Annotated in this window: 20 protein-coding genes; 3 read left to right on the forward strand and 17 right to left on the reverse strand. The window is 63.9% G+C overall.

Annotation, left to right across the window (positions count from 1 at the left end; all coding sequences use genetic code 11):
• Positions 1–44 precede the first annotated feature (44 nt).
• The 4 genes from otsB to FJW06_RS11250 form a co-directional block, all read right to left on the reverse strand.
• On the reverse strand, positions 45–827 hold the full coding sequence (otsB, locus tag FJW06_RS11235; protein ID WP_140751533.1) for a trehalose-phosphatase: 783 nt from the start codon (positions 825–827) through the stop codon (positions 45–47).
• On the reverse strand, positions 824–2,617 hold the full coding sequence (locus FJW06_RS11240) for a trehalose-6-phosphate synthase (RefSeq protein WP_140751535.1): 1,794 nt from the start codon (positions 2,615–2,617) through the stop codon (positions 824–826). The genes otsB and FJW06_RS11240 overlap by 4 nt, the downstream gene beginning before the upstream one ends.
• 146 nt (positions 2,618–2,763) lie before the next feature.
• The gene (locus FJW06_RS11245) at positions 2,764–4,926 is read right to left on the reverse strand and encodes an amylo-alpha-1,6-glucosidase (RefSeq protein WP_140751537.1); all 2,163 of its coding nucleotides are present in this window, start codon (positions 4,924–4,926) and stop codon (positions 2,764–2,766) included.
• 149 nt (positions 4,927–5,075) lie between these two features.
• Positions 5,076–6,134 carry a glycosyltransferase family 4 protein gene (locus FJW06_RS11250; RefSeq protein WP_140751539.1) on the reverse strand — a complete coding sequence of 353 codons (1,059 nt, stop codon included), beginning with the start codon at positions 6,132–6,134 and terminating at the stop codon, positions 5,076–5,078.
• A 214-nt stretch (positions 6,135–6,348) separates the two neighbouring features.
• Here FJW06_RS11250 and FJW06_RS11255 point away from each other — a divergent pair, with 214 nt between their 5' ends.
• Together FJW06_RS11255 and FJW06_RS11260 are read left to right on the forward strand one after the other, a co-directional pair.
• Positions 6,349–7,554, forward strand: a complete 1,206-nt coding sequence (locus tag FJW06_RS11255) for an ROK family transcriptional regulator (RefSeq protein WP_140751541.1) — start codon at positions 6,349–6,351, stop codon at positions 7,552–7,554.
• Positions 7,555–7,557: 3 nt separating this feature from the next.
• On the forward strand, positions 7,558–8,055 hold the full coding sequence (locus FJW06_RS11260; RefSeq protein ID WP_140751543.1) for a peptide deformylase: 498 nt from the start codon (positions 7,558–7,560) through the stop codon (positions 8,053–8,055).
• 10 nt (positions 8,056–8,065) lie between these two features.
• On the opposite strand, the gene FJW06_RS11265 is transcribed toward FJW06_RS11260, so the two are convergent.
• The 10 genes from FJW06_RS11265 to FJW06_RS11310 form a co-directional block, all read right to left on the reverse strand.
• Positions 8,066–8,863 carry an ABC transporter permease subunit gene (locus FJW06_RS11265; RefSeq protein ID WP_140751545.1) on the reverse strand — a complete coding sequence of 266 codons (798 nt, stop codon included), beginning with the start codon at positions 8,861–8,863 and terminating at the stop codon, positions 8,066–8,068.
• Between the two features lie 2 nt (positions 8,864–8,865).
• Positions 8,866–9,726: a 2-aminoethylphosphonate ABC transporter permease subunit gene (locus tag FJW06_RS11270; RefSeq protein ID WP_140751547.1), complete on the reverse strand. Its 861-nt coding sequence runs from the start codon at positions 9,724–9,726 to the stop codon at positions 8,866–8,868.
• A complete protein-coding gene (locus FJW06_RS11275) occupies positions 9,719–10,867 on the reverse strand; it encodes an ATP-binding cassette domain-containing protein (RefSeq protein ID WP_140751549.1) in 1,149 nt (382 codons plus the stop codon). The genes FJW06_RS11270 and FJW06_RS11275 overlap by 8 nt, the downstream gene beginning before the upstream one ends.
• A 31-nt stretch (positions 10,868–10,898) precedes the next feature.
• Positions 10,899–11,930, reverse strand: coding sequence for a 2-aminoethylphosphonate ABC transporter substrate-binding protein (locus tag FJW06_RS11280; RefSeq protein WP_140751551.1), 1,032 nt, complete (start codon positions 11,928–11,930; stop codon positions 10,899–10,901).
• Between the two features lie 254 nt (positions 11,931–12,184).
• Complete coding sequence (locus tag FJW06_RS11285; protein WP_140751553.1) at positions 12,185–13,195, reverse strand: NAD(P)-dependent oxidoreductase; 1,011 nt, start codon at positions 13,193–13,195, stop codon at positions 12,185–12,187.
• Between the two features lie 5 nt (positions 13,196–13,200).
• A complete protein-coding gene (locus tag FJW06_RS11290; RefSeq protein WP_140751555.1) occupies positions 13,201–14,547 on the reverse strand; it encodes an aspartate aminotransferase family protein in 1,347 nt (448 codons plus the stop codon).
• Entirely contained in the window at positions 14,544–15,662 is a 1,119-nt protein-coding gene (locus tag FJW06_RS11295; protein WP_140751557.1) for a TIGR03364 family FAD-dependent oxidoreductase, read from the reverse strand. The genes FJW06_RS11290 and FJW06_RS11295 overlap by 4 nt, the downstream gene beginning before the upstream one ends.
• Before the next feature lie 4 nt (positions 15,663–15,666).
• Positions 15,667–17,121, reverse strand: a complete 1,455-nt coding sequence (phnY, locus tag FJW06_RS11300) for a phosphonoacetaldehyde dehydrogenase (protein ID WP_140751559.1) — start codon at positions 17,119–17,121, stop codon at positions 15,667–15,669.
• 231 nt (positions 17,122–17,352) lie between these two features.
• On the reverse strand, positions 17,353–18,609 hold the full coding sequence (gene phnA, locus FJW06_RS11305) for a phosphonoacetate hydrolase (RefSeq protein ID WP_140751561.1): 1,257 nt from the start codon (positions 18,607–18,609) through the stop codon (positions 17,353–17,355).
• Positions 18,610–18,620: 11 nt separating this feature from the next.
• Positions 18,621–19,823, reverse strand: coding sequence for a 2-aminoethylphosphonate--pyruvate transaminase (locus tag FJW06_RS11310; protein WP_140751563.1), 1,203 nt, complete (start codon positions 19,821–19,823; stop codon positions 18,621–18,623).
• Positions 19,824–19,971: 148 nt separating this feature from the next.
• Here FJW06_RS11310 and FJW06_RS11315 point away from each other — a divergent pair, with 148 nt between their 5' ends.
• Positions 19,972–20,841: a LysR substrate-binding domain-containing protein gene (locus tag FJW06_RS11315; protein WP_140751565.1), complete on the forward strand. Its 870-nt coding sequence runs from the start codon at positions 19,972–19,974 to the stop codon at positions 20,839–20,841.
• A gap of 9 nt (positions 20,842–20,850) precedes the next feature.
• Here the strand turns inward: FJW06_RS11315 and FJW06_RS11320 are convergent, their stop codons facing one another.
• From FJW06_RS11320 to fghA, 3 genes are all read right to left on the reverse strand, one after another.
• A complete protein-coding gene (locus tag FJW06_RS11320) occupies positions 20,851–22,143 on the reverse strand; it encodes a sorbosone dehydrogenase family protein (RefSeq protein WP_246674579.1) in 1,293 nt (430 codons plus the stop codon).
• Between the two features lie 40 nt (positions 22,144–22,183).
• Positions 22,184–22,636 carry a DUF2231 domain-containing protein gene (locus FJW06_RS11325; RefSeq protein WP_140751569.1) on the reverse strand — a complete coding sequence of 151 codons (453 nt, stop codon included), beginning with the start codon at positions 22,634–22,636 and terminating at the stop codon, positions 22,184–22,186.
• Between the two features lie 166 nt (positions 22,637–22,802).
• Complete coding sequence (gene fghA / locus FJW06_RS11330; RefSeq protein ID WP_140751571.1) at positions 22,803–23,636, reverse strand: S-formylglutathione hydrolase; 834 nt, start codon at positions 23,634–23,636, stop codon at positions 22,803–22,805.
• Positions 23,637–23,658: the final 22 nt, after the last annotated feature.

Raw genomic sequence — 23,658 nt, forward strand, 5'->3', positions numbered from 1 at the left:
GTTTTCCGTCCGGAATTGCGTGGAAACAAAAGGTTAGCGCTGGCTCAGGCGACGAGATTGCGGCTGACCGTTGGCGCGGCAGGATCGCCGAAATTGGCCTCCAGCCAGGCGAGCGCGCTGGCGACATCCTCGATGGCAAAGCGGGCAGCCGTCTCGCCCTGCGGCTTCACGCGGATCGAGATCCCGCCCGCGGCATTGACCGTGTGGAAGCCGTTCTCGTCCGACGTGTCGTCGCCGAGGAAAACCGGACGCCTGCCGGTGAAAGGATCGAGCTGCATGAAGCGCCGGATCGCGGCGCCCTTGGCGGCTTCGAGCGGCATCAGTTCGACGCCCGCATTGCCGGCGATCACGCGGTAGCCCTTTGGCAAGCGCGCGAGCGCCGCCTCGACCAGCTCCGTCGCCCGCGTCAGAAGCTGCGGCGCAGCTCTTGTGTGGATGGCGAGCACCGGCCCCTTGCGCTCGACATAGACGGCCTTGCTTGCCAGCTCCAGTTCGATCTCATCGGCAAGCGCCGCCATATCCGCCGGCTCGTCCGCGGCCTCAATTGGACCGTCCGGCAGAAGTCTATGCTCCAGCCCATAGAGGCCAGCGATCCGGAGTTTCAAAGGGTGGAACAGATGGTCGACGGCTGCGATCGAGCGCCCGGTGATGAAGGCAAGCGCACCGTCAAGCCGCTGCTCGATTCTCTCCAGGAGAAAGCGCAGCTCTTCGCTGACCGAGACGGCGTCGGGATGCGACGCATGCTCAAGCAAGGTCCCATCGATGTCGAGGAAAAGCGCCCAGCGGCCTTCGGGAAGCGCCGGGGTAAGATCTGCCTGGATGTTCATCGGAATCCGACTGCCTGTTTGCGCTCGAACATGGAGACGACATTGTCGCCGGTGGGGCCTGCCGGCCGGTCGTACAAGGCGGTGACCCGGTCGAGTTCGCCGCGCTTTCTCAGGCGCGCCGCATCGAGCAGCATGCTGCCGGCCCAGCGATAGACATTGTTGTCGCGCACGATATCGCGCATGCGCCGCATGCGCTCACGCTGCTCGTCCGGCCCCATGGTCAGCGCCTGCAGCATCGCCTCGCTCATCATCGCCGCGTCGTAAGGATTGACGATCAGCGCCTCCAGCAACTCGCGCGAGGCGCCGGCGAAAGTGCTGAGCAAAAGCACGCCCTGTTCGTCGTCACGCGACGCGACGAACTCCTTGGCGACCAGGTTCATGCCGTCGTGCAGGCTGGTGACCAGGCAGATGTCGGCGGCGCGATAGAGTTCATAGACCGCCGCTTGCGAATGATGCTCGGCCACCATGACGACCGGCCGGTAGGTTTCGCTGCCGTAGCGTTGGTTGAGCTCCTCGGCGCAGCGCAGACATTCCTCATGCAGCTGTCTGTAGGCCGGCAGCGTGCCCCGGCTCGGCGCCGCGACCTGCAGGAACACGACTTTACCCACCATTTCGGGATGCCGAATGAACAGCTCCTCCAGCGCGTGGAAGCGATCGAGGATGCCCTTGGTGTAGTCGAGACGCTCGACGCCCACGCACAGCTTGGCGCCAGCTGGGATCCTGAACCGCTTGCGCACGCGCACCCGGCACTCCTCGACGCTGGGCAGGGCATTCAGGAGCTCGACCGGCCATTCGATCGATATCGGATAGGAATGCACCAGCGTCACCTGGCCGCCGTAGGAAATGGCTGCATCGGCGCGCTCGATGCGGCTTTCCATGAATCGGTCGACGCTCTCGGTGAAGTTGTTGGCGTGGAACTGGGTATGGAAGCCCACGATCGAGCTGCCGAGCAGGCCATCCAGGATGCGTTCACGCCAGGGGCAGATGCTGAACACTTCCGAGTTCGGCCAGGGGATGTGCCAAAAGGTGATGACGATCGCCTCGGGCAGACGCTCGCGGATCATGCGCGGCAGAAGCGCGAAGTGATAGTCCTGGACGAGCACGATCGGCCGCTCGTTGCGCGCTTCGGCAACCACCGTCTCGGCGAATTTGCGATTGACGGCTTCGTAGGCCTCCCAATCCGACTCGCGAAAGATCGGCCGCGTGAAGGCGATATGGCAGAGCGGCCACAGGCCCTCATTGGCAAAGCCCAGATAGTAGCCCTGGTACTCGTCGTCGCTCAACCAGACTCGCCGCAGCGTGTACGAGGGATGGTTCGGCGGCACCTGCACGCGATCGTTTCCGTCGACGACCGTCCGGTCGGCGCTGCCGCCGCCATAGGCAATCCAGGTGCCGGCGCAGGCGCGCGTGATCGGCTCCAGCGCGGAAACCAGTCCGCTCGCCGGCACGACAAGCTCGACGTCGCCATCCTTCGTCTCGTTGTGGATATAGGGTTCGCGATTGGAGACGACGATCACCTGCGCATCCGGCAGGTCCTCGGCAAGGATCTTGCGCAAGGTTTCCGGCGACCAACTCACGAGAGCCGCATCGACCGACTGCCCGTTCTTCTCAAACTCGCGCAGCACCTTGCGCGCGGCTTCGGTGGCAAAGTCCTCGCCGGAACCCGGCATGGCCGATGCCCTCGGATGATTGCGACGGTAACGGGATATCGAAATGAAAATCGCTAGTGCGGACAATCCGAGGCTTGCGAGAATAAGGACCAGTAACAGGTCGACGCCATATTGTGTCATTGAAATGCCAGGTTGCCTCCGGCCATCGTTCATTGTTTTTGTTGGTGCCGGCCGCGGACGGGCAAGCCGGGTCAAGTTTGGAACGCGCAAGCCTGCGATCAGTTCCGACATTTCCGATTGTTGAACGCGCGGTTGCGGCGCTTTGTTTACGTGCGCACGATGAGCGGCACTTGGCCCTCGTGCCGGTCGGGCAAGAAGGCGGCAACGCGGTCGCCGACCCGCTGGAAGGTGAGATCGACCGCTTTGTCGCCGACCGTCAGATGCCGGAGCGTGAGCGTGTCGATGCCGATCGGGAGCCTTGGGCGCGAGACATGCAATTCGCCCGCCCAGCCATCGATTTCGAGCCCGAGACAGGCCTGCATCAGCATGAAGGTGGAGCCGGCCGACCAGGCCTGCGGCAGGCAGGCGACGGGATAGGCGATCGGCGCTTCGCCCGGAGCCCGGGCGAACCCGCAGAACAGTTCGGGCAGACGCATGTTGAAATGCACGGCCGACTCGAACGTGCCGCTCATCAGCCGCACCACGCTGTCGCGTTCACCGTAGCGTGCAAGACCGACGCCGCAGAGCGCCGTGTCGTGCGGCCAGATCGAGCCGTTGTGGTAGGACATCGGATTGAAGAACACCGCATCGTCGGCGAGCGTCCTGAGCCCCCAGCCGGAATGAAAGGACGCCGACAGCAGCTGGTCGGCGACCAGCTTGGCGCGCTCGGGCTGCGGCAGCCCGACGAAAAGCAGATGTCCTGCGTTCGATGTCCGCACCTTGCAGGGCTGGCCCTCGCCATCGATGGCCAGCGCATAGAAATTCATGTCGTCCTGCCAGAAATCCCGTTCCACCGCGACCCGCATTTCCTCGGCGCGGTCCTCCCAGTGCTCGGCGTCGGCGAATTCGCCGCGGCGGCGTGCGAGTGCCGCCATGCCGCGGAAGGCGGCGAAGACATAGCCCTGCACCTCGACCAGCGCTATCGGCCCCTTGGGGATGCGGCCATCGGCGTGGAAGACCGAATCGAAACTGTCCTTCCAGCCCTGGTTGGCAAGGCCTGATTCGGCGGCGCGCTGATAGGTGACGAAACCGGTCGCGCGGCTCGCCTCCTCGGTCCATTCGGCGGCTGCTTTCAGCGAAGGCCAAAGCTTGTCGATGAAGGCCATGTCGCCGGTGCGGTCGGCGTAAGCGGAAGCCAGATGGATATAGAGCGGCGTGGTGTCGACGCCGCCATAATAGCGCCCAAAGGGAAGCTCGCGCAGCGCCGCCATCTCGCCCTTGCGCGTCTCATGCATGATCTTGCCGGGCTGGGAATCCGAAAACGGCGACGTTTCGGTCGCCTGGTGCTCGGCCAGAAAAGCCAGCACGCCCCGCGCCAGTCCGGGATTGAGCCAAAGCATCTGCAGGCTCGAAATCACGCCGTCGCGGCCGAACGCCGTCGAGAACCAGGGGATGCCGGCATAGGGATAAGGCCCCGTCGGAAGCTCGGTGGTAAGCAGCGCCACATCTGCGCGGGCGCGCTCGACCCAATCGTTGAAGACGCGGCCCGAGCTGTGCACCGTGGCGCCATGCCTGCGCTTGGCCCGCATGGCGAAACGGGCCCGTGCCGCCGCGGCCCGGAAACGGTCGCGATTGGGAGCCTCGGAAACTTCCGGACCGACTTCAACATAAAGCACCTTGCTGCTGCGCTTGGTCACGGCGATCAGGAAGTCGGCGCGGTTGTCGCTTAGTTTGTCGGGAGCCTGCGAAAAGGAGATGGCCGACAGCCGCGGCAGCCCGTCGAGACCGTCATAGCCGAGCATGACGGACTCCTTGTCCGTCTTTGCCAGGTGCGTCGTTCCGCGCTTCGCCCGCGTCGAGCCGCGCACCTCGAACATGTCGCGGAAGTCGGCTGCAAAATGCAGCGAGACGGTGATGGTCGAATGCTCACGGCTGTAGTTGGAAAGCGTGATGCGCTCGAACAGCCTGTCCTGCCACAGCAGCCTGACGCGTTCGATATGGATTGCCCCCTGCGGGATGTCGCGGCCGGCCGCGCTCTGGATCGGCAGGTTGGTAAGATTGGACGTGAACAGCACATTGTCCTGGCTGAGCGAGGCTCCGAGCAGCGACATCTGCCGGCCGCCGATGGTCAGGCGGAATTCGGAAAGCACGCGCGTGTCGTCGCGAAAGAAGCCGTCGCCCGATCCTCTGATGTCGCCATAGGCGTCGGCCACGGCGAAGCAGTCGCCCTGCTTTAGGGCAAAAAGCCGGTGCGGTTCCCGCGGCGCCGTTTCGTCGAGCGATGAAAGGGCCACGGCGGGATCGAGCTTGCGCTCGTCGAGCTCCGTCATTCGTCACCTCTTTGTTTGCCCCGCCCTAGAGCGTCATGCCGAGTGTGAAGCGGCCTTCGGACGATATCATGCTCTATCTCTTTGATTTAGAGCCGGATTCAGATTTCAGGTCGAACAGACCTGAAATCATCCGGCTCTAGGCGTCAAGGTCAGGAGGCCTTGGCCTCCGGAGCGCCGGTCAGACGCATATAGGCAGCAAGATAGTCGCGCGCCATTCTTGTCGCCGAGAACCTTGTCTCGAAGACCGCCCTCACCTGCCGCCGGTCCAGATCGAGAAGCGCGGGCATCGACGCGAGAGCACCCTCCACGCTGTCCACGACGAAGCCGGTGATGCCATTGTCGACGATCTCAGGTAAGGCGCCCTGATCCCACGCAATCACCGGCGTGCCACAGGCCATGGCCTCGATCGCGACGAGACCGAACGGCTCCGGCCAGTCGATCGGGAACAAAAGGCCCGCCGCATTGCCGAGAAATCCGGCCTTCTCGTCTTCCGTGATCTCGCCGACATAGTCGATGCGGTCGCCGTCGATGAGTGCCTCGATATTGTCGCGGAAATAGGCGCGGTCGTCGTCGCCTATCTTGGCCGCCAGCTTCAGCTTCAACCCGGACCGGCGCGCGATCTCGATGGCGCGGTCCGGACGCTTATCGCGCGACAAGCGTCCGAGGAAGGCGAGATATGGTTCTTCCGCTTGCGGCTCATAAGTCGGTTGGTAGGCGTCGAGCGGCAGCCCGTGATGGATCGTGGCGAGCCAGTTTGCGTCCGGCAGGCCGCGCTTCTGGCTATGCGAGATCGAGATCATCGGGAAACGCGGGAAGCGTTTGTAGGCCGGTGCCAGATCCACATAGTCAAGCCGGCCATGCGGGGTCGTCACCGTCCGCCCCGCGATCTCTTCAAAGAACGGAAAATGCAGGAAGTGGCTGAGATGGAAATGGATGACGTCGAACTCGCTGGCGCGTTCGCGCACCTCGGCGAGCATCGCCAGATGGGCGGCGATCTCCGATTTCTTCGGCCGCAGGTCGAGGCGTATCGCCTGGTCGCGGCCGGGCACCAGCCTCGCCGACGTCTCGCTGTCGCCGCTCGCGAACAAAGTCACGTCGTGGCCGAGTTCGACCAGCGCTTCGGTGATGTAGAAGACGATCCTCTCCGTCCCGCCATAGAGTTTCGGCGGCACGGATTCATAGAGCGGCGCGACGTGAGCTATGCGCATTTGGTCCCTCGGCTACTGACGCGAGGCAAATGCGTCAGCCGCGATATCGTTCCTGCCCATTGAGCGCAGGCGCCGTTGAGATCCGTTCGACAGGGGACAAGGCGGCCAAGGCTTTCACCCTGCAGCGCTCTCTTCGATACCGAGGGCCAAGCAATTAAATCAACTTGATTTTCTAAAGTACCCATCTACAGTTTCCGTGACTGGCAACGACCGCATGACCCTCAAGAAAGCCATCTCCGGCACCAATCTCGAGCAAGCGAAATCGCACAACCGGCGCGTGGTGATCGAGGCGATCCGCACCAACGGCGCACTGTCGCGGGCGGCGATCGCCAGGCTGACGGCGCTGTCGTCGCAGACCATCTCCAACATCGTCGAGGAACTGGAAGCGGCCGGGCTGCTGCGCCCTGAAGCAACGCTGAAAGGCGCGCGCGGCCAACCTGCCGTGCCTTATTCCATCAATCCCGGCGGCGGCTATTCGATCGGCCTGCAACTCGACCATCAGCTTGCCGTCGGCGTCGTCACCGATCTCTCCGGTGCGATGCGCGCCCGCGTCGAGAGAAATGTCGACCGGCCGACTCCCACAGAGGCCATGCCGCTGCTTGCCGCCATCTCAAGCGACCTGATCGCAACCTCTCGACTGGATCGCACAAGGCTGCTCGGCATAGGGATGGCGATGCCCGGGCCGTTCGGCGTCGAGGGCATGACTTCGGTCGGCCCGACGGCCCTTCCCGGCTGGCAGGATTTTCCGGTGGCTGACGAATTGGAGCGGCTGACCGGTATCGCCGTCACGGTCGAGAACGACGCCACCGCGGCGGCCATAGGCGAGCGGCTCTATGGCGTTGCCCGCAAGCTCGGCAGCTTCGTCTACCTCTTCATCGGCACGGGCCTCGGCGCCGGGCTTTTCCTCGACGGCCATCTCTACAAGGGCTCTCGCCACAATGCAGGCGAGATCGGACACATCATCGTGCAGCCGGGCGGACTTGCCTGCGGCTGCGGCAAGCGCGGCTGCCTGGAGCGCTACGTCTCGCTGCGCGCGGCCTATGACAGGCTCGACCTGGCGGATCCCGACCATGCTTCTCCCGAGTTGCTGGAAAACCTCCTGGCAAAGGGCGACCGCCGTTTCGAGGCATGGCTCGCCGAGGCGGTCGAGCCGTTGCGGCAGGCAATCGACATCCTGGAAATGGCGCTCGATCCAGAAACCGTCGTGCTTGGCGGTTTCATGCCGCTGTCGGTGATCGAGGCCCTGGCCGGCCGGCTTGAACCGCTCCATCTCTCGGTTAGCGCGACCAGCGTCCGTACCACGCCGCGCGTCATGGTCGGCGCCGCGGGCAAGGACACCTCCGTCCTCGGCGCAGCCGCCCTGCCGATCTTTTCGGAAACCAACCCGCAATTCGACGTGCTGCAGAAGCCGGTCACCTGACACATGGCAGTTCGGCCGATCATAAATTTTCCCGATCCCCTGCTGCGCGCCGTCGCGGATCCTGTAGAGCTTTTCGACAGCGATCTGCGCAACTTGGCCGGCGATCTCATCGACACCATGCACGCGGCGCCCGGGATCGGCATAACCGCCCCGCATATCGGCATTCTGAAGCGCCTTGTCGTGATCCAGGTACCTCCTGCCGCAAAGCCTTCGATCTATGTGAATCCGTCGATTGTCCAGGCCTCGACCGAAACGGTCCACCATACGGAAGGCAGCGTTTCGATGCCTGGCGTAACGGAAGATGTCGAGCGCCACGCCCGTGTGCGGGTTGGCTATCAGGATCTCGAGGGTAAGAAGCAATTTGAGGACGCGGAGGGCCTGCTGGCGGTCTGTCACCAGCATGAGATCGATCAGCTCGACGGGCTCTTCTGGACGCAGAGGCTGTCGCGCCTGAGGCGCGACCGCCTGATCAAACGCTACGCCAAGCTGCGATCCTCCTAGATTGGCGAGATTACGACCTCGTCTGCCGACCGGTGACCCGTTCGAGCCCGAGCAGCAGGATGAGCGTCACGGCGACGAGCACCATGGTCAGCGCCGCACCCGCGAAAACATCGCCGCGATCCGTCAAGCTGAAGATCGATACCGGCAGCGTCACCCAGCCCGGCGGATAGACCATGACGGTGGCCCCGAGCTCGCCCATCGACAGCGCGAAGCTCAGCCCGAAGGCGGCGACCAGATAGGGCGTAAGCAGCGGCAGTGTGACATGCCAGAGCCGGTAGGCCGGACGGGCGCCGAGGCTCGACGCCACCTGCTCGAAATCGGGCGAGAGCCGCGCCAGCCCGGCCGAGACATTGCCGAAGGTGAAGGCCGAGATCAGCACGAAATGCGCCACCATGACGATGGCGACGGTGCCGTTGAGCAAAAGCGGCGGATGGCTGAAGGCCACCAGCAGGCCTAGACCGACGGACACCGAAGGCACGGCGCTTGGAATGAAGAACAGCACGCCGAGCACCCTGGCCAGCGTGGCGTCCTGGATACGCAGGGCAAGCGCTGCCCAGGTGCCGCTGATCAGCGCCAGCGCGCTGGCCAGGAAGCCGGTGACGAGGCTCGCCCTCACCGCCTGCCATGCCGCCCCTTGCACGACATCACTGTAATGCTCTGTTGTCAGACCGCTCGGCAGCACGCCGTTCCATTGATTGGCCAGGCTGGAAAGCAGGATTACCGCCAGCGGAGCGAGGAACAGCACACCAAACAGCAGGGCAAAGACTGCCCAAATCACGATGCGACCGGGGCGCGACCAGACCAGCATCCCTATGCTCCGAGACGGCCGGCGGCGAACCGGTAGAGGCCGAACAGCCCCAGCGACAGCGCGATGTTGATGACCGCGATGATGCAGGCGACCTGATAGGCCGATTCCTGGATGGCCTTGCTGTAGATCAGCAGCGGCAGCGTGATGACGCCCTTGGCGCCGATGAACAGCACGATGCCGAACTCGTTCACCGTCAACAAGAGACACAGGCTGCCGCCGGCGATCAGCGCCGGCACGGCGGCCGGCAGGATGATTTGGCGCACGATCCTGAACGGCCGCGCGCCGAGTACGCTCGCCGCTTCGATCTGGCCGCGGTCGACGAGCGAAAAGGCGGCGAGCAGCGGACGCAGCACGAAGGGCGAGTAGACGGTGACCTCGGCCAGCACCACGCCCCAGGTCGAGTAGAGGAAATCGACCGGCGGCGCGTGCAGCGAGAGGACTTCCATCAATCCGGCATTGAGCATGCCCGCCGAGCCGTAGAGGAAGGTGAAGGCGAGCGTCACCAGGAACGTTGGCAGGGCGATGAAGGTGTCGATCAGCCGGGCGATTACGCCGCTGCCGGGAAACGGCACGAAAGCGAGGATCAGCCCCAGCACCAGCCCGACGATCAGGCATCCGGCGGTCGCCGCGACCGAAATGGTGATGGTGTTGAGGAGCGCGTTGAGGAAAAAGCGCGCATGCAGCACGCGCACGAACTCGGCGACGTTGGCCATGCCGCTGTCGTCGGTAAAAGCCTGCTGGACGATCAGCACCAACGGATAGAAGAACAAGAGCGCCAGCAGCGCCGCCGGCGGCACGATCCAGAACCGGCCGGGCACTCTTCTCACCGCCGACGTGGCGGGAAGGACGGCCGCGTCAGCCACAGACGTCTTCCGGTACGAGCGAGGTATCGCCGGGCGTGAAGAACAGCGGCATGGCGGAGCCGCGCTCCGGTAGGCTCAGCGGCAGCCTGGTCGCCGAGACGCGCACCGGCGTGCCGTCGACATCGAGCACCAGATGGGTGAGTTCACCCTGCCAGTGCACTTCCTTTAGCGTGCCGACGATCCTGTTGGTGTGTTCCGCGTCGCCGGTGAGGCTGAGATGCTGCGGTCTTATGCAGAGCAGGGTCTTGTCGCCGGGCTTCTCGCCACGCGCGGCGCCGGCCAGCACGGCATCGCCAAGCCTGGCCTTGGCGAACCCCTTCGGTCCCGCGGCGCTTTCCGCGACGGTGACCGGCAACAGGTTCGCGCGACCCAGGAACTCCGCCGTGAAGCGGTTCGGCGGCCGGCGATAGAGTTCGGCCGTCGGCCCGTGCGAGGACACCCTTCCGTCACGCATGATGGCGATCTTGTCGGCAAGCGTCAGCGCTTCGGTCTGGTCATGAGTGACGTAGAGGATCGTCAGTCCAGGCAGGTCGCGATGCAGCCTGGCGATTTCCTCGACCATGTTGCGCCGGATCTGAGCGTCGAGCGCTGAAAGCGGCTCGTCGAGCAGAAGCACGCGCGGCCTGACCGCCAGCGCCCGTGCAATCGCCACACGCTGCTGCTGGCCGCCGGAAAGCTCGCGCGGATAGCGCTCGGCAAAGCCCGACATGCCGACGGTCGCGAGCGAGTCCTTGACGCGTTCGGCAATCAGCGCCTTATCGGCGCCTTGCGCCCTGAGCCCAAAGGCGACGTTGTCCTCGACCCGCATATGCGGGAAGAGCGCATAGTTCTGCACCACCATGCCGAGCCCGCGCTCATAAGGCGGAAGATCGGTCACGTCGGTGGCGCCGATACGGATGCGGCCGCTTGCCGGCCTGACGAAACCGGCGACGGCCCGGAGCGCCGTCGTCTTGCCGGAGCCGGAGGGCCCGATCATCGCCAGGATCTCGCCAGGCGCGATATCAAGCGTCAGCGGATGCAGTACAACATGCGCGCCATAGGCGACGCTGACCTTGTCGAAGTGGACGTTGGAGCCGGCGCCGCGAATTTTCGCGGCGTCGACGTCCATGACATTGCTTCCCGTGAATGCGGGCACCGACATGGCTGCTCCTCCGGATTTGCTCACCAGGAGATCAACTTCCCGTCGCTTCGTTCCACTTCTTGACGTAATCGGGCAGCTTGGTGAGCGCGTCGTCCCAGTTCGGCGCCCAGATGGTCACGCCCTTCATCGCCTCCTGCGCCTTGGCGAAATTGGCGTCGTCCGGCTTCACATCCTTGCGGGCAGGCAGGCCGAGCGCGACGGAGCTTACCGTCGACTGCGCTTCCTTGGAGAGCAGGAACTCGATCAGCTTCTTGCCGTTGTCGGAATTGGGCGCGCCGGCGACCAAGCCGATTTCATAAGGCAGCGCGAAGGTAGAGCGGGTGCCGTCCGGACCGGCGGGCCAGAACACCTTGATGTTCGGATTGTCGGCCATCTGCGACAGGTTCATCTGCAAGTCGCCATTGGCGACATGCAGCTCGCCCTTGTTGACCAGCGCGGTCAGCTTGCCGGTCGAGGCGGACGGGCCGACATTGTTGTCCTGCAGCTTCTTCATGAATTCGAAGCCGGCATCCTCGCCGCCGAAGGCGTGGATGATCTCGAGCATGACGGCGGTGCCGTCGCCGGCCTGGCCGGGCGTCGAATACTGGATTTTGCCCTTGAACTTCGGATCGAGCAGGTCGTTGTAGCTCTTCGGCGCTTCCGGAAGCACGGAGGCGTTGTAGATGAAGTCCATGTAGTTGTTGACCAGCGGCCGGTACTTGTCGGTACCGCCGTCGATCTGGTCAGAGCCTTCGGGCTTGAAGTCCTGCAAAAGGCCGTCGGCCGCAGCGCGCTGGATGAAGGGTGGTAGCGTCACCAGGACGTCGGCCTGCGGGTTCGACTTCTCCTTGGCCACGCGTTCGACGACGCCGCCTGAGCCGCCCTCGATATACTGCACGGTGATGCCGGTGGCCTTCGTGAAGGCGGCGAACTCGGTCTCGTACCAGCTGCCGTTGCCGTCATGCAGGCCGTCGGCCGAATAGATGGTGACGACGCCGTCGGCGAAGGCCGGCGCGACGAGCGCCGATGAGCCGAGCAGCGCCGCCGCGAAGGTCATGGCTACGGCAAGATTTTGCGATTTCATGGTCGGTTCCCCTTTGATTGAAAGGCACGATCTGCGACGCACTCGTGGTGGCGTTGGTCGGCCCGCTAAGGGCTCGGTAGCGCTGGTGCATGTCGTCGTTATGTCAACTTTGAGGGTCCTCAATCGATAAGTAAAATCTATTTATTTTATGACAGGCAAGTATGAGCTGATATTTGTCACGAAACTGTCGCATGGCCGCCATCGGCGTGTTCTTGCATGTTTGGTTGTGATTCCTTATGCAAGTGGCGGATTTTTCAGCGAAATTCGACGCTTGTCGTCTGCGCGCGCAAGCGCGGGTCGCGCGAACGGATCGTCACAGGCCGGCCGTCGAGCAGTTCGAAACAGCGAGCTAAAGTGTCGTCCTCCAGCCGCCGCATCGCCTCATGCGTGAAGAAGGTGAGGTGCGGAAACAGGATCACATTGTCGCGATCGAAAAGCGCGCTCATTGGATGGCCGGACCTCGCCAGCGGCTCCAGCGAATAGACATCGAGCCCGGCTCCGGCAATGCGACCGGCAACGATCGCTTGGACAAGTGCGGCTTCATCGATGATGGCTCCGCGCGAGACGTTGATGAGGATCGCCGAAGGCTTCATGCAAGCGAGTTCTTGCGCGCCGATAAGGCCTCGCGTGTCATCGTTCAGAACGCAGTGGATCGAGACGAAATCGCAGACCCCAAGCACCGCTTGCAGATCGTTCACCTTCTCGATGCCGGCAGCCTGCATCGTTGCCGCATCGACGCCGGGATCGAAGCCGAGCACCCTTGCCCGGAACCCCTGCCCCGCCATGCGCGCCATGCTGCGGCCGATCTTGCCGCAGCCGACCAGGCCAATCGTGGCGCCGGCGATATCGCGGCCCAGCCAGCGCTGTTCCGGCCAGAGCCAGCCATCGCGCGAAACAGCCGCCGTGATCGCCGGCAGCCGCTTCGCCAGCGCGATCAACAACGCGAAGGCGCCTTCGGCGACCGTCTCCTCGGCATATTCAGGAACATTGACCACGGGAATGCCGCGCCGCATCGCCGCCTTTATGTCGATGGCATCGATGCCGACGCCGTATTTGACGATGCCCTTGAGGTTTCGCGCCGCCTCGATGACGCGCGCGGTGATCGGCGTGTAGCACATCAGGATGAGGTCGGCGTCGGCGACCGCCGCCATAAGCTCGGCTTCCGGAATGCCGTCCGGCAGTGTCACCAACTCGACGCCGCGCGCCCTCAAGCCCGCGTCGATGCCCGGGCATTCGAGCTCGCGATCGGTGCGGACCGCCTTCACTGGGCTCAGGCCGCCAGCACTGCGGCCTCGACAATGTCGAGCGCCCGGTCGAGATCGGCGCGCGAAATCACCAGCGGCGGCGAAAGGGTGAGCACATTGCCCTGGCTGATCTTGAAGCTCAGCCCCTGGTCGAGGCAGCGGTAGTAGATCTTCTCGGCAAGCGCACGCGCCGGCGTCCGGCTCGCCTTGTCCTCGACCATCTCGACGCCGAACATCAATCCCCTGCCTCTGACGTCGCCGACGAAAGGCGAGCGCTGCATGAGGTCGCGCATCCGCGCGACCGCGTGGGCGCCGAGCTCCGCGGAGCGCTCGACCAGTCCTTCCTCGCGAATGATGGCGATGGTGGTCAGCGCCGCGCGGGCCGTCACAGGATTCTTCTCATGCGTGTAGTGGCCGATGGCATAGTCGCCGGCCACGTCGAGATCGCGCCGCGCGATGACCGAGGCGATCGGCAGGATACCGCCGCCGAGCGATTTGCCGAGCACGAGGATGTCGGGCGTCACCCCGTCATGCTCGGAGGCGAAGAATTTGCCGGTCTTGCCGAGACCGGTCGGGATTTCGTCGAAGATCAGCAGCGTGCCATGCCGGTCGCAGGCTTCGCGCACCGCTTTCCAGAAGCCCGGCGCCGGCACCAGCGGCGTAGCGCGCATCGGCTCGGCGATGAAGGCGGCGAAATCGCCTTCGCGCCCCAGCACGTAAGCGATCATGTTGGCGCAAGCGCGGGCGGAATCCTCCAGCGAGTTGGTGCCGTATGGACAATTGTGCGGCGCCCAGGGCGCGACATGCTCCGTGCCGGGCAGCAGCGGCCCGGCGATACCGGAGCGGAACGTCGCTTCGCCGCCGACGCTGGATGCGCCGAAACCGGCGCCGTGGAAAGCGTCCCAGAAGGATAGCGTCTTGAACCGGCCGGTCGCCGCGCGCGCCAGCTTCAGCGACACCTCGATCGCGTCGGACCCACCTGTGGTGAACAGCACCTTGCCGAGGTCCCCAGGCGCCAGCCTGCCAAGCGTCTCGGCCAGCTCTACCGCCGGCTCGCAGGTGAAGCGGCGTGGCGCGAATGGCAGCTCGTCCATCTGCCTGGCGATCGCTTCCTTGAGCCGCGGATGGCCGTAGCCGATATGGTGGACGCTGTTGCCATGGAAATCCATGTAACGGCGTCCGGCGGTGTCCTCGATCCAGATGCCTTCGGCCTTGGCGATGGCCGAGACGCAGGGGCTGGACAAGCTCTGGTGCAGGAAGGCATCGGCGTCGCGCCGCAACAGCGCCTGCGACGGCGCGTGGCTCTGTTTGGCGCTCCATTCCTGGCGGGCCGCCGCCTTGTTGGATTCGCCTTCGGTATGGACGAGCGTCATTGGCCGAACAACTCCGAGATCGTTTCCTCGCCAAGCCCGAAGCCGGTGCTGGCGCCAGTGCCGCTGGTGACGATCACCAGCCGCACGTCTCCATGCGGCGCATCGCGCAGCACGGCATTCTTCGCCGAAGCGTAATATCCCGTCCAGCGCGCGAGCACATTCGGTACCTTGCCGAACAATGTCTTGAACTCGTCGAGGATCAATTGATCGACGGCCTCCGATCCGAACGGGTCGAGCGTGAGCCCATAGTGATGGGAATCGCCGACCACCAGCGAGCCGTCGGCGCTCTGCGCGACGATCAGATGGACGCCGTTGGCCAGGGCCGCTCCGCGTTCCTCGCTCAGTTTCGCTCGCAACGCGCGGGCTTCCGGCAATGCGGCGAAGCCGCCGTAACGCAGCAGGCTGAGGTCCGACATCACCGCCGACTGGAGCCGAAAGCCGGGATCGGCCAGCCGCAGCATCTGCAGCTTGCAGCGCTGCACGCCGTGCCTAGCGATCAGTTCCGGATAGAGCGACGAGAAATCGTCGCCGGGACAAACGACAACCTTTTCGGCGTGAAGCCGTCCCGCGCTGGTCTCGACGAAGGGCGGCGCGACCTCGGTCACCGACACGCCGGTGCGGAATATCACGTCATGCTTCTCAGCCAGGAACGATGCAAGCCGCGGCAGCACCTCCAGTGACTCCACGCGCAACTCGAACGGGCTGTAGAGCCCGCCGATGATCGCCTTCTCGTCGAGGCCTTGTTGCTGCGCGAGCGCCTCACGCGCTGTCAGAAGCTTGCATTCGCCGCCATGCTCGCCGCACTTGAACGTCTCGAGCAGCGCAAGCGCTTCCGGGCGCTGTGCCGCGATCAGTTTGCCACGATGGAGAATTTCGATCCCGGCCTCGTTAGCCATTTCGAGCCAGATCTCGCGGCTGCGCTCGGCTAGCCGGCGCGACGGCCCTGGCTCCTGCCCGGTGACGACGACGAGGCCGAAATTGCGGATCGAGGCCCCGTTGGCCTTCTGATCGCGATCTATGACGACGACACGCAGGCCGCGTCGGGCCGCCGCAAGAGCATGAGCCAGCCCAAGAATGCCGGAGCCAACGACGGCAAGGTCGAAACTGTCCGTCACAGCGCTACCACGGCAAGGAGAAGGTCTTGACGTTGGTGTAGCTCTTCATCGCCTCGATGACGCCTTCCTTGTAGCCGTTGCCCGAATCCTTGATGCCACCGAAGGGGCTCATCTCGATGCGGTATCCCGGCACTTCCCAGATGTTGACGGTGCCGACTTTGAGGCCGGTGATGTATTTCTGCATGCGGCGGAAATCATTGGTGCAGACGCCCGACGACAGGCCGAAGGCCGTCGAGTTCGACAGCCTGATCAGCGCCTCGTCATCGTCCGGCGCGCGCACGATCGGCACGATCGGCCCAAAAGTTTCCTCCATAACCAGCTCGGACTGGTGCGGCACGCGGTCGACGACGATCGGCGGCAGCAAGGCACCCTTGCGGCCTGGATTGTAGAGCACTTCGGCGCCCTGCTCCGCCGCCATGTGGACACGGCTTTCGAACAGCGCCGCGGCCTTCTCATGCACCACCGTGCCGAGCTGCGTTGCCGGGTCGCGCGGGTCGCCGAATTTGATGGCCCTGGCCCGTTCCAGCACCATCGGCACGAACCGGTCGGCGACCTTCTCCTGCACCAGGATGCGCTTCACCGCCGTGCAGCGCTGGCCGGAATTCTTCGTCGCGCCGGCAACGGTGAGGTCTGCCGCCTTGGCCAAATCCTCATCCGACAAATCGTTGAGCACGATCAGCGGGTCGTTGCCGCCGAGCTCCAGCACCTGGCGCTTGTAGCCGGCCTTGGACGCGATCATCTTGCCGACCGGCACGCCGCCTGTGAAGGTGATCAGGTCGATATTGGAATTGGTGATCATCTCGTCGCCGATATCGGCCGGCCATCCGGTGACGACTGACAGCATCTCCGGCGGCAGGCCGGCCTCGTAGAGGATGTCGGCCAGGATCAGCGCGGTGATCGGCGTCAGCTCGGTTGGCTTGACCACGACGCAGCTGTTGGTGGCGATCGCCGGAGCCACCTTGTGCGACACCATGTTGAGCGGATGGTTGAACGGGGTGATCGCCGAGATCGCATTGAGCGGCTCGCGGATGGTGAAGATCTTGCGCTGCTTGCCGTGCGGAGTGAGATCGCAGGAGAAGATCTGCCCGTCGTCCTGGATGGCCAACTGACCGCTGAGGGTAAAAACGTCGAAGGCGCGGCCGACCTCGTAGAGCGAATCCTGCTTGGAGATGCCGAGCTCCAGCGTGATGAGGTCCGACAGCTCATCCTTGCGGGCATCGAGCAACTCGGCGGTCTTGAGCAGGATCTTCTGCCGCTCGTAACGCGTCAGCTTCGGCTGGTAGGCGGCGGCGATCTCGAAGGCGCGCCGCGCATGCTCCGCCCCACCCGCCGGCACGGTGCCGATGACGGTATCGTTCCAGGGAAAGCGCACCTCCAGCCTCTGCTCGGCGTCGACCTTCCGGCCGGCGATGCGCATTGGCTCGTGGCGGACTTTGATGGCGGGATCGAGTTGGGTCATCGGTTGGTTCCAGTCTTGGATGCGCACGGGGTCGCCCCCACTCCGGCCCTTCGGGCCACCTCCCCCTATCGACGGGGGAGAGGAAATCAGGTCAGCGCTCTCCTCCAATCCAACAGCGGAGCATTTGAGAAAAAACGCTGCGGAATAGACTGGGCGCATTTCCTCTCCCCCGTCGATCGGGGGAGAGGTGCCGGGCGAAGCCCGGCGGAGTGGGGGTCGACAGCGCCCATCTCAACCCAGCGCCGCCGCCATCGTCGCGTAGTAGAACGCGTCAAAATTGCGCAGCTTGGGCTCGTTCGGCAAATCCGGCAGCACCCGGTTGACGATGAAGGGCACCTCCTGCTCGGTCAGCCCGCCATGCGAGCGCAGCGGTTCATCGAGCGCCGCGAGATTGTGCCGGTGCTCTGAGGTGCCGATCGTCTTGTTCTCGCCGGAGATCAGGATGATGTCGCCCATGCGATCCTCCGGCAGCTCGAAGCGGGCGCAGCCCTCCTCGCGACCGAGCACCAGGATGATCTCGTCCACCTTGCGCAGCTTTTCCATCACCGCCTCGCGGTCCGCGCCCTTTGGCAGATAAGCGGTGGCGAAGGAACCTAGCGCTCCGTGATGCACGACATAGGGGTCGGTGATCGGCAGGATGACACGGGCGGCGTCCTTGCCCAGCCATTCGTCGAGCAGATCCTGAACATAGACCACGTTGGGCGAACCATCCGAATGGTGCTTCGGCTTCATGCCGTGGTCGGCGGTCACGACGATCGCCGCCCCAAGCGCGTCGAGCTCGGCGAGATATTTGTCGAACATCTCGTAGAAGGCGTTGGCCTGGGGTACGCCAGGCGCATATTTGTGCTGCACATAGTCGGTGGTGGTGAGATACATCACATCCGGCCGGAACTCCTTCAGGAGTTGCACGCCTGCGGCGAAAACGAATTCCGACAGCTCGGCCGAATAGACCTCCGGCACCGGCAGGCCGAAATGCTTAGAGGCATTGTCGATGCCGTGCTCGGCTTTCGTCGTGGTGTCGGACCTCTCGGCCGAGAAGCACATCGCCCTACCGTCGTCGAACTTCAGCCCCTTGCCGAGCAGCGCCCTGAGCTTGTCCTTGGCCGTCACCACCGCCACCTTGGCGCCCGCATCGTAGAAGGCCTGGAACACCGTCGGCGCGCGCAGGAACTTCGGATCGTTCATCATCACCTCCTCGCCCGTCTCCGGGTTGTAGAGGTAGTTGCCGCAGATGCCGTGCACCGCCGGCGGCCGGCCGGTGGCAATCGACAGATTGTTGGGGTTGGTGAAGCTCGGGATCACCGAATGCGCGAAGCGCACCGTACCCTTCTTTTTGATCCTTTCAAGCGCCGGCATCAGCCCGGCTTTGATCGCTTCATCGAGATAGGCCGGCTCGCAGCCGTCGAGGCAGATGGCGATGGCCGGCACGCGCGGCCAGGCATAGGAACGGCCATTGGCCGTGACGTTGACGGGAGACATCTGGTTCATTCGAAGACCTTTCAGGCGGCGAGCTTGGCGCGCTCGGCGATAGCGGCGGGTGACGGGGCGGCGGTGTCGACACCCATTTCATTCAGCGAATGCGCTGCCGCTTCGACCACGCGGCGCATGACATGCTCGTCCATCTGGCCGATGCAGCCGATGCGGAAGGAATCGACCACCGTGAGCTTGCCCGGATAGATGATAAAGCCCTTGTCCTTCATCAGCTCGTAGAACCGGTCGAAGGCGAAGTTTTCATGCGCCGGGTTGAAGAAAGTGACGATGATCGGCGACAGCCAGCGATCCTTGAGCAGCGTCTCGAAACCGAGCTCGCGCATGCCGGCCACCATGACGTCGCGGTTTCGCGTGTAGCGCGCGCCGCGCCCGGCGACGCCGCCCTCGGCCTCGTGCAGGCGTAGCGCTTCGAGGAAGGCGGCGACGACATGCGTCGGCGGCGTATAGCGCCACTGCCCGGTCTTGTTCATGTTCGCCCATTGCGCATGGACGTCGAGCGACAGCGAATGGCTGCGTCCCTTGGCGGCTTCGAGCTCGCTCTTGCGGGCGATGACGAAGCCGAAGCCCGGCACGCCCTCGATGCATTTGTTGGCAGACGAAACCATCGCCTCATAGCGGATGTCGTTGACGTCGAGCGGGATGGCGCCGAAGGCACTCATGGAATCGACCAAAAGCTTGCGACCATTGGCATAAACCGCTTCCGATATCTCGGCGACCGGATTGAGGATGCCGGAACTGGTCTCGCAATGGATGGCGATCACATGGGTGATAGCCGGATCGGCCTTCAGCGCCGCCGCGACTTCCTCGCCGCGCGGCGGAAGATAGTCGCCCTTGTCGATCAGCGTGTAGGCGCGACCGATATATTGCATCGTCTGCGCGGCGCGCAGGCCGTAGGCGCCGTTGGCTAAAACCAGCACCTTGCCGTCCTTCGGCACGAAGGAGCCAAGCATGGCTTCCACGCAGAACGAACCGCTGCCCTGCATGGGCACGCAGTCGAATTCGCCTCGGCCGTCGCCGGTCAACGCCAGAAGGCGGCGGCGCAGTTCGGCGGTCATGGCGCGGAAATCGCCGTCCCAGGAGCCCCAGTCGCGCAGCATCGCCTGCTTGACGGCGTAAGCCGTCGTAAGCGGGCCGGGGGTGAGCAGATAAGGTTCGCCCAGCGCCGGCGCGTCCAACGGCTTGGTCGCCGAAAATTTCGTCTCAGCGCGCATGCTGCCCTCCCACTTCGATCCTGTCATCGGAATATGACAGCCATTCTCGGTGAGCATGATATATTTGTAAAATCGTTATTTTGTATTGATGTATCGATCTGATCGATGCTACAAATTAGGCAGAAGCGCCGCCAAGGGAGCCAAGCGAATGCGCTATGTCCAGCTCAGGGCATTTCACCAGGTCGCCATTTCCGGCGGCTTTTCGCGCGCGGCCGAGGCATTGTTCCTGACCCAGCCGGCGATTTCGGATCAGGTGCGCAAGCTCGAGGAAGAGTATGACGTGCTCCTGTTCAACCGGAACAAGAAGCAGGTCACGCTGACCACCCAGGGCCAGAGGCTGCTCGAGATCACCCACCGCATGTTCGAAACCGAGCAGCAGGCGCTGGAACTGTTGACTGAATCGCGCGCGCTGCGTTCCGGCACGTTGCGCATCGTCGCCGACGCGGCGCATCATCTGCTGCATATCCTCGGCGCCTTTCGCGCCCGTTACCCCGGCGTCCAGGTGTCCGTACGTTCCGGCAACACGGAGACTGTGATCAGCAGCCTTTACAGCTACGAAGCCGATATCGGGGTTCTGGGCGAAATGCCCGCGGGGCGTGATTTCGAGATGCTCAAGCTCAACTCGACGCCGATCATCGCTTTCGTATCCGCCGATCATCCGCTGTCCGGCAGGAAATCGCTAACGCTCGAGCAGTTGGCGCAGGAACCGCTTGTGATGCGCGAGCGCGGCTCCAAGACACGCAAGAAGCTGGAGGACCTTGCCGAGTCCTCTGGCATCGAGCTCAAGCCCGCGATCGAGGCCGAAGGCCGCGAGGCGGTGCGCGAGATCGTCGCCTCCGGAGCCGGCGTCGGCTTCGTCTCGGCGGCCGAGTTCGGTCACGATTCGCGGTTGGCTGAGATTGCGATCGATGCGCCGGAAACGCTGATGGACGAAGCACTGATCTGCCTGCGCGAACGCAGCGGCGGCAAGCTGGTGCGGGCCTTCCTCGACATGGCTCGCTCGATGTCGGGGGATTGACGCTCTGCTTTACGTGGAGCCGGGCGCCGCCGCGGTGACCCGCCAGACCGTGTTGCCGACATCGTCGGCAATGAGCAGCGCGCCGGATTTGTCGACGGCAACGCCGACCGGACGGCCCCTCGCCTCGCCCTTGTCGTTGAGGAAGCCGGTGACGACGTCCTGCGCCATGCCGTTCGGATGCCCGCCGCTGAACGGCACGAAAACCACCTTATAGCCGTTGAAGCGGGAGCGGTCCCAACTGCCATGCTCGCCGACAAAGGCGCCGCCGCGATAGGATTGCGGCAGGTTGCTCGCGGTGTAGAAGGCAAGCCCGAGCGGCGCGACATGCGAGCTCAGCGCGTAATCCGGCGGGATGGCCTTGGCCACCATGTCCGGCCGCTGCGGCATCACGCGCGGATCGACATGTTGGCCATAGTAGCTGTAGGGCCAGCCATAGAAGGCGCCGTCCTTCACCGACGTCATATAGTCCGGCACGAGGTTCGGCCCGAGCTCGTCGCGCTCGTTGACCACCGTCCACAGCGCCTTGCTTTCGGGTTCGAACGACAGGCCGTTGGGATTGCGAAGCCCACTGGCGAAGATGCGCCAGCGGCCGGTGGCGCGGTCGACCTCCCATATCGCGGCGCGGTCCTTCTCGGCCTGAATGCCGTTCTCGGTGATATTGCTGTTCGAGCCGACGCCGACATAGAGGAGCGAACCGTCAGGGCTTGCGACCAGGCTTTTCGTCCAGTGGTGATCGATCGGCCCGCCCGGCAGTTCCGTCAGCACCTTGCCGGGCGCCGTGATCTTGGTGTCGCCCGGCTGATAAGGGTAGCGCATAATGGCATCGGTGTTGGCGACATAAAGGTCGTTGCCGACCAGCGCCACGCCGAAGGGTGAGTTGAGATGGTCGAGGAACACGCCTTGGTAATCCGGCTTGCCGTCGCCATTGGTGTCACGCAAGAGCGTGATGCGGTTGCTCGGGCCGGTGTCGCCGCCGGAGGTGACCCAGCTTTCGACCAAGCCCATGACGATGTCCTTAGGTCGCTTAACCGATGCTTCGTCCGGCGCCTTCGATTCCACCACCAGGATGTCGCCATTGGGCAGCACGTAAAGCGAGCGCGGATGCTGAAGACCTTTCGCCAGCGCCTCGATCTGCAGGCCCTGCGCGACGGTCGGCTTCCCATCGTTTTTCCAGCCGACCACCGAGGCCAGATGCATCGGCGGGAACAGATACTGATTTATCTCAGGGAGCTTCGGATTCGGGCCGATCTGCGCGTTCGGATCGGTGTTGTCGTCGCTGCAGCCGGCGACCCCCAAGGCCATTGCGCAGCAAAGCGCCGCGCTCGTCCTCCTGATCACGCTGTCAAACCGTCTCATCGGCCACTCCTACATGATGGCGATAGACCAGCCCCCAGCCGAGCCAGCCGGTGAAGATCAGGATGATCACCACCAGCGCCGACAGGATCAGTCCGGTCGGCACGACGGAGGTCCAGGCGTCGCGCGTGTGGATGAGCATGTTGAAGAAGGACAGAACAAGCGCGACGAGGTTGCCGGCCATATGCAGCCATGCCGTCGGTTGAGCGCGTATCTTGCGACCGCCAAGAAAGTCCGTAAGCCCAGCGATGGCGGCCAGAATGCCGACGATGACGCCAACAGTCAGGAGCCAGGCCGAGAAATTGGCCCAGGTCATCTCGGCTGTCCGCCAATAGGCGATATCGGTGAGCAAGGCCCCGACGAAACAGGCGATCGGGATGGTGACGAGCATGGGATGGATTGGATGGCCGGCTATGCTTGCCGTGGATCGCGGGTTGTCCATGCGGAAGCTCCTTTCCGCTCTGCTGCTTGGATGTAACAGCGCGAAAAGGCGAATGTTCCGCCGGAAATTCTTGTGCTCACCAGAAGGTGAACGCCCGATCGTCAGCCACGGCTGGCGTGGAATGGATCGTTCCACGGCGGCCGGGCGCGCATTTTGCGGGCGATGATCAGGCAAGCCGCGCGGCATGCCATTCGAGGTGATCGTCCATGAAGGTCGAGATGAAATTGTAGGAGTGGTCGTAACCTTCCTGCATGCGCAGGGTCAGGTCGATGCCTGCTTTCTTACATGCCTCTTCGAGCAGCCAGGGCCGGAGACCATCCTGCAGGAAGCCGTCCGCCGTGCCTTGGTCGACGAGGAATTCCGGATACCGCCGGCCGTCCTCGATCAGCAGCGTGGCGTCATAGGCGCGCCAGCTGTTTTCTTCGACTCCGAGATATTTTTCGAAAGCGGGGCGCGACCAGCCGGCCGTCGACGGCTGCACGATCGGCGCGAAAGCCGAGCAGCTCTTGAACCGCTCAGGATTCTTCAGCGCGATCGTCAGCGCGCCGTGTCCGCCCATCGAATGGCCGAAAATGGCCTGGCGTGACATGTCGACCGGGAAGTTGGCGGCGACGAGCGCCGGCAATTCCTCGGCGATGTAGGAATACATGCGATAGTTCTTCGCATAAGGCGCTTGCGTCGCGTCGAGGTAGAAGCCGGCGCCGCAGCCGAACTGCCAATTGTCCTTCTCGTCCGGAACGTCGGCGCCGCGCGGGCTGGTGTCGGGGCAAACGATGACGAGCCCCAGTTCGGAAGCCAGACGCCGGTACTCGCCCTTGTCCATGACGTTTGCATGCGTGCAGGTAAGGCCCGACAGGTACCACAGGACCGGCAGCGACCGGTCCTTGACCTGTGGTGGCACGAACACCGCAAAGGTCATGTCGCAGGCGCAGACTTCGGAAGCGTGCGAATAGACGCCCTGGACGCCGCCATGCGATTTCGATGTGGAAACGACCTTCATCGGTTCTGCCTTTCGTCAGGAA

This window comes from Mesorhizobium sp. B4-1-3 (assembly GCF_006439355.1).
Classification (GTDB): Bacteria; Pseudomonadota; Alphaproteobacteria; order Rhizobiales; family Rhizobiaceae; genus Mesorhizobium.